Genomic DNA, 6,421 nt, shown 5'->3' on the forward strand with positions numbered 1-6,421 from the left:
GGTGGGGGGGAGTGCCTACAGGTCCTCACCGCCGGTCGGCCAGCACACGGTTGGCAATCACCACCGCCTGGGTGCGGCTGTAGACCTTCAGCTTTTGCAGGATTGCCGAAACATGGGCCTTCACCGTCGTCTCGGTGATGCTGAGGTCGAAGGCGATTTCCTTGTTCAGCTTGCCGGTGCCCAGAAGCTCCAGCACCCGCAGCTGCTGCGCGGTCAAGGTGGAGATGCGCCGCGCGATCTCCGCGGTTTCGGCATCCTCGGCCTCGTCGGCGGTCGCCTCTTCCGCGGCTTGGGGAGGAACGTAAAGCTCACCGTTCAGGACCTGGCGCAGGGCGGCGGCGATGGCGTCGCGCGGGGTCGATTTTGGAATGAAGCCGGCGGCCCCGCTCTCCATCGCCTCGCGCACCCAGCGGCGTTCCTCATGGGCGGAGACGACGACGACCGGCGTCGCCGGAAAGCGCTGGCGCAACGTGCGCAACCCCCCCAGGCCGTTCATGCCCGGCATGTTGACGTCGAGCAGCACGAGATCGAGGTCGCCCCGTTCCTCCAGCGCCTGCATGACGCTGTCGAGCCGGTCCGCCTCCATCACGTCGGTGGCCTGGCAGGAATAGAGCACCGCGCTGCGCAAAGCGTCGCGCACCATCGGATGGTCATCGGCAATCAGGATCCGGGTCATGGCCTGCGGTTCCCTGCACAGCGGCAGAAAAGATGAAGATTGGGACAGCGTCCCGCCTCCATTGTGTCAGAGCGAAATGGACGGGTGCAACAACGCGAACGACCCAAATTGTTTTGTGCGCGAACATGTCGCACCGCCATCGGATGTACTCCCCTTCGGTTGGAGTGGACCGTCACTCCTCGTGCACGGTTTCCAGCCAGGAGCGGATCGACCACAGCGCCTCCTGCCCCAGGGCGTCGCCGAACTGCGGCATGTAGGTGACGCCGTTGCGGATCGAGCCGTTGGTGACACGCTCCTTGAACCACTCGTCGCCGGCATCGCCCTTCTCCAGATAGCGCAGGTCGGGGGCGATGCCGCCGGACACCGCACCCAGCCCATGGCAGCGCGCGCAGTTCTGGTTGAAGGCCGACGCACCGATCTCGACGGCGCGCGGGTTGCCACGGTAAGGATTGCTGTCCCGCCACGTCTCACCCAGCTTCTCCAGCCCGGCGGTGTCCACCGGCTGCGGCACGACATCCCCATGGGCGTGAGCCGGACCGCACAGCGCCGCCCACAGCGCCGCCGTCAACAGCCCGGCCAGGGCAAGCGGAGCGAAAGGAGCGAGCCGGCGGGGCCGGGCGGGCGGCTTGGCGGGCCTCTGCGTCATCTGTGCGTCCTCTTCCTGCATCCGTCTTTGGGCTCCCGCTTTGTGCCGTGCCGCAGACTCCGCGCTTCGTGGAGGTGCTTGACGGTTGCGGGGCCGGATTGCGGCCGAGGATAGCAATCGTTCGTTCGCTTAATTATTCGACGATGGTACAAGACCCGCCAGCAAGGTCGGAATTGCGCCGCGGCGGCTTGGTCTATGGTCGGATGACGCAAAGGGCAAGCCGCCGGGAACCCGCCGGGAACCTGCAGTCAGGTCAGCGGCGGCAGCCGCCCGGCATTGATCGCCGCCTTCACCTTCGCCAGCTGCCGCACCGCCGGATCGCCCAGCCGGAGCGCCACCCCTGTCGACAGCACGTCGATCAGCGTCAGATGCACCAGCCGCGAGGCCATCGGCGTGTACATCTCGGTATCCTCCACCGGCCGGCTGGCGATGACGACGCTTGCCATCGCGGCCAGAGGCGACCGCGGCGCGGTGATCGCCACCACTGCCGTGCCCTGCGACCGCGCCGCCGCCGCCAGTTCGTTGATCGTCCCGCTGCGCCCGGTGTTGGACAGCGCCAGCAGCACCCCGCCGGCCGTCATGTTGACCAGCAGCATGCGCGCCAGCACCGGATCGGCGCAGGGCTGGGCGTCGGCGCCGAAGCGCAGCAGCTTGTGCGCGGCGTCCTGGGCCAGTGCGCTCGACCCGCCGGTGCCGACGCACAACACCCGCGATGCGCCCGCAAGAAGGGCGATGGCACAGTCCAGCGCTTCATCGTCCAGCGTGGACGATGCCGCGGTCAGAGCCGCAGCACTCGATGAAAAAATTTTTCGCGCCAGTGTTCCGACATCGTCGTCCGGCGCGACATCCTTGCTGACATAGGGGGTGCCGCCGCGCACCTCGTCGCGCAAGGCATCCCGTGCCTGGGATTCGGCAAGCCGCAGCTTGAAGTCCGGGAAGCCGGCGCAGCCGACGCTGCGGCAGAAACGCACCACCGTCGCCTCGCTGACCTCCGCCGCCTGCGCCAGCGACGTGACGTTCAGATCGAGCACCCGCCGCGGATCGGCCAGTACCAGATCGGCGATCTGCCCCTCCGACCGTTTCAGCTCGCTTCGCAACCGGCGAATCTCATCCAGTATATCCAATGGTGTAGGGGAGGCGGCTGTGCTGTTGACCGGGGATGTCATGGCGTAGAGTTGCTTCCCTGGAAGGAGCCGATTCCGCGAGGCGCCGGCCGCTGGACCATCGCAAAGGCGGCAGCGTCCGGAGCGGCACTGCCATCACTATGAAGAATTTTGCCGTAAATGGCGAGAAATCCAGCCGAGCCACCCTATTTATGAAAAAATTTTTCTTCACAGCCCGTCCTCCCAGGCGTATGGTCCGTTCCGGAAATCATCGCCTCCCACAAACGGTCGAGACGCGATCATGAGCAAGCCCGCCCCCCTGAATTCTGTCGTCGCCCGCGTGACGGAGCGTATTGCGGAGCGCAGCCGCGACCGCCGTGCCGCCTATCTGGCGCGTCTGGAAAGCGCCGGCGGAAAGCCGCGCCGCCATCGCCTGGGCTGCGCCAACCTCGCCCACGCCTTCGCGGCCTGCGGCACGAACGACAAGGCGGCGCTGCGCGGCGAGACACAGCCGTCGATCGGCATCGTCACCGCCTACAACGACATGCTTTCCGCCCATCAGCCCTACGAGCGCTATCCCGCGATGATCCGCGAGTCGGTTCGCGCGGCCGGCGGCGTGGCGCAGGTCGCCGGCGGCGTGCCCGCCATGTGTGACGGCGTCACCCAGGGTTACGAGGGCATGGAGCTGTCGCTGTTCAGCCGCGACGTGATCGCGCTGGCGACCGGCGTCGCACTCTCCCACGCGACCTTCGACGGCGTCCTGTGCCTGGGCATCTGCGACAAGATCGTTCCCGGCCTGGTGATCGGATCGCTCGCCTTCGGCCATCTGCCGACGATCTTCGTCCCGGCCGGCCCGATGCCGTCGGGCCTGTCGAATGCCGACAAGGCCAAGGCGCGCCAACTCTATGCCCAGGGCAAGGTCGGTCGCGAGGAGTTGCTGGAGGCGGAGTCCAAGTCCTACCACGCGCCGGGCACCTGCACCTTCTACGGCACCGCCAATACCAACCAGATGCTGATGGAGATCATGGGCCTGCATTTGCCGGGCGCCAGCTTCGTCAACCCCAACACGCCGCTGCGCGACGCGCTGACCGATGCCGCCGCCCGCCGGGTGGTGGCGATGACCGCCCCCGGCGCCGGCACTCCCATCGGCCGCATCGTCGATGAGCGCGCATTGGTCAACGGCATCGTCGGACTGCTGGCCACCGGCGGCTCGACCAACCACACCCTGCACATCCCGGCCATCGCCGCAGCCGCCGGCATCGAACTGAACTGGGAGGATTTCTCGGAGCTGTCGGCGGTCGTCCCGCTGCTGGCCCGCGTCTACCCCAACGGCAGCGCCGACGTGAACCGCTTCCATCAGGCCGGCGGCATGCCCTTCGTCATCGGTCAGTTGATCGACGCCGGTCTGCTCCACACCGACATCTCCACCATCCATGGCGATGGTGGGCTGGAGCCGTACCGCAGCATGCCGGAACTGGACGAGGGCGGTGCCCTGACCTGGACCCGTGCCGCCACCGACCAGAGCGGCGACCCGTCGGTCGTCGCCACCACCGCGGCGCCCTTCGCCGCCGAAGGGGGCTTGCGCGTGCTGACCGGCAACCTCGGCCGTGGCGTCATCAAGACGTCGGCGGTCAAGCCGGAGCATCGTCTTGTCGAGGCCCCGGCCCGCGTCTTCGACAGCCAGGAGGCGGTCCAGACCGCCTTTCGCGCCGGCGAACTCGACCGCGATGTGATCGTTGTCGTCCGCTACCAGGGCCCCGGCGCCAACGGCATGCCGGAACTGCACAAGCTGACCCCGCCGCTGGGTGTGTTGCAGGACAAGGGCTTCAAGGTCGCGCTGGTGACCGACGGCCGCATGTCCGGTGCGTCGGGCAAGGTGCCGGCCGCCATCCACGTCACGCCGGAGGTGAAAGGCGGCGGTCCACTCGGCCGCGTCCGGGACGGCGACATCCTGCGGCTGGATGCAGAGGCCGGAACGCTGAACGCCCTGGTCGATACCGCGGAGTGGGAGAGCCGTGGCGCTCCCCCGCCGCCGAGCGAGGATGCCTCCCATGGCTGCGGGCGGGAACTGTTCTCCCTGTTCCGCAACAATGCCGGCCCGGCGGAGAGCGGTGCCTCCGTCCTCAACTTGCTGGGTTGATCCCGCAGGACAGAATCCTGGAACCGTGGGCTGGCATCGGGCCGTGCCGGCCCCGCATTGTGACCGGCCCATCCCTGTGGCACCATGATGCACGGGCAGACCAAAGGCACCGTGCCATCGACGTCGAGAGGTCCGAAGATGCACTCCCGCTCCACCGGTGCAGCCCCCGCACTGCCTCCCTTCGACTATACAGTGTTCGGCGGCACCGGCGATCTGGCCCTGCGCAAGCTGCTGCCGGCGCTCTACCTGCGCGACAAGGCGGGGCAGGTGGCCGACGGCAGCCGTATCATCGGCGTCTCGCGCAGCCCGCTCGCTCCCTCCGACTACCGCGCCAAGGCGGAGGAGGCGATCCGTGAGCATGTGCCGGCCGACGAACGCGATACCGCCCTGGTTGCCCGTTTCCTGGAGCGGCTGGACTATGTCCCGGTCGACGCCACCTCGGACAATGGTTGGGACGAACTGGCGGAGCGGCTGAACAACCCGCCCTCGCGCAGCAGCGGTGCCGTGCGCATCTTCTATCTCGCCACCTCTCCCAGCCTGTTCGGTCCGGTCAGCGATCAACTGCGCGCCTTCGGCCTTGCCACTCCGGAGTCGCGCGTTGTTCTGGAAAAGCCCATCGGCCGCGACCTCGCCTCGGCGCAGGAGATCAACGACCGCGTCGGCGCCGTCTTCACCGAACAGCAGATTTACCGCATCGACCATTATCTCGGTAAGGAGACGGTGCAGAACCTGTTGGCTCTGCGCTTCGGCAACTCCCTGTTCGAGCCGCTGTGGAATGCCGACCACATCGACCATGTGCAGATCACCGTCGCCGAAACGGTCGGCGTGGAGGAGCGCGGCGGCTATTATGACCAGTCCGGCGCCCTGCGCGACATGGTCCAGAACCACCTGCTTCAGCTCGTCTGTCTGGTCGGCATGGAATGCCCGATCTCGCTCGCCCAGGAATCGGTGCGCGATGAGAAGCTGAAGGTCCTGCGCTCGCTCAAGTCCATCGGGGCGGACGAGGTCGGCGGCTGCACCGTCCGCGGTCAGTATCGCGCCGGCGCGGTGGCCGGTGGTGCTGTGCCCGGTTATCTCGACGAACCCGGCATCCCGCCCGGCAGCGGCACCGAGACCTTCGTTGCGCTGAAGCTGGAGATCGACAACTGGCGCTGGGCCGGCGTGCCTTTCTATCTGCGCAGCGGCAAGCGCCTGCCGGCCAAGATGTCGGAGATCGTCATCCAGTTCCGGCCGATCCGTCATTCGATCTTCCCGCAAGGGGCAGGGGAGCTACAGGCCAACCGCCTGATCGTCCGGCTCCAGCCCGACGAGAGCATCCGCCTGCATCTGATGACCAAGGAACCGGGGCCGGGCGGCATGCGTCTGCGGCCGGCGGCGCTGAATCTCAGCTTCGCCCAGACTTTCGGCGGCCGGTTCCCGGATGCCTACGAGCGTCTGCTGATGGATGTGGTGCGCGGCAACTCCACCCTGTTCATGCGCCGCGACGAGGTCGAGGCGGCTTGGCAATGGGCGGAGCCGATCATCGACGGCTGGATGTCCCGGCATGAAATGCCGAAGCCCTATATCGCCGGCACCTGGGGGCCTTCGCAATCCATCGCTCTGATCGAGCGTGACGGCCGCACTTGGCATGACGACGAAATCCCGTCGGCCGCCTTCTGACGGGCAGGGGGGCGCCGGGTGTTCCGGCGCCCCTTCCGCCTTGCGGTCAAAAAAATCGTCATGGGGATGCAGAAAGTTCTTGCGCGGTTGGGTGGAGGCCGCATATAAGACGCCTCCCGACGCGAACGACGCCGGCGCCGCCGAAACGGCAGCGACCGACACGCGAACGGGAAGCCCGACAAACCGGCGCTTGACAG

Annotated in this window: 5 protein-coding genes; 2 read left to right on the forward strand and 3 right to left on the reverse strand. The window is 67.4% G+C overall.

The annotated features are described in order from the left end of the window. Window positions 1-25: 25 nt before the first annotated feature. The 3 genes from GBZ48_RS35365 to GBZ48_RS35375 form a co-directional block, all read right to left on the reverse strand. On the reverse strand, window positions 26-676 hold the full coding sequence (locus GBZ48_RS35365; protein WP_174475294.1) for a response regulator transcription factor: 651 nt from the start codon (window positions 674-676) through the stop codon (window positions 26-28). A 172-nt stretch (window positions 677-848) separates the two neighbouring features. After that, window positions 849-1,322 (reverse strand): cytochrome c-550 PedF, encoded by a 474-nt coding sequence (gene pedF, locus GBZ48_RS35370; protein WP_174475295.1) that lies wholly within the window; start codon window positions 1,320-1,322, stop codon window positions 849-851. A 248-nt stretch (window positions 1,323-1,570) separates the two neighbouring features. Then, window positions 1,571-2,488 (reverse strand): SIS domain-containing protein, encoded by a 918-nt coding sequence (locus GBZ48_RS35375; protein ID WP_174475296.1) that lies wholly within the window; start codon window positions 2,486-2,488, stop codon window positions 1,571-1,573. A 238-nt stretch (window positions 2,489-2,726) separates the two neighbouring features. On the opposite strand from GBZ48_RS35375, the gene edd reads away from it, so the two are divergent. Both edd and zwf read left to right on the forward strand, forming a co-directional pair. Next, entirely contained in the window at window positions 2,727-4,565 is a 1,839-nt protein-coding gene (edd, locus tag GBZ48_RS35380) for a phosphogluconate dehydratase (RefSeq protein ID WP_174475297.1), read from the forward strand. 138 nt (window positions 4,566-4,703) lie between these two features. Then, a complete protein-coding gene (zwf, locus tag GBZ48_RS35385) occupies window positions 4,704-6,224 on the forward strand; it encodes a glucose-6-phosphate dehydrogenase (RefSeq protein ID WP_174475298.1) in 1,521 nt (506 codons plus the stop codon). Window positions 6,225-6,421: the final 197 nt, after the last annotated feature.

This window comes from Azospirillum melinis, assembly GCF_013340935.1.
GTDB lineage: Bacteria > Pseudomonadota > Alphaproteobacteria > Azospirillales > Azospirillaceae > Azospirillum > Azospirillum melinis.

Bases quoted from the DNA above. Each gene is read 5' to 3' on its own strand.
- GBZ48_RS35375 (WP_174475296.1), bottom strand. From the start codon at position 2,488: ATGACATCCCCGGTCAACAGCACAGCCGCCTCCCCTACACCATTGGAT.
- GBZ48_RS35365 (WP_174475294.1), bottom strand. From the start codon at position 676: ATGACCCGGATCCTGATTGCCGATGACCATCCGATGGTGCGCGACGCT.
- zwf (WP_174475298.1), top strand. From the start codon at position 4,704: ATGCACTCCCGCTCCACCGGTGCAGCCCCCGCACTGCCTCCCTTCGAC.
- pedF (WP_174475295.1), bottom strand. From the start codon at position 1,322: ATGACGCAGAGGCCCGCCAAGCCGCCCGCCCGGCCCCGCCGGCTCGCT.
- edd (WP_174475297.1), top strand. From the start codon at position 2,727: ATGAGCAAGCCCGCCCCCCTGAATTCTGTCGTCGCCCGCGTGACGGAG.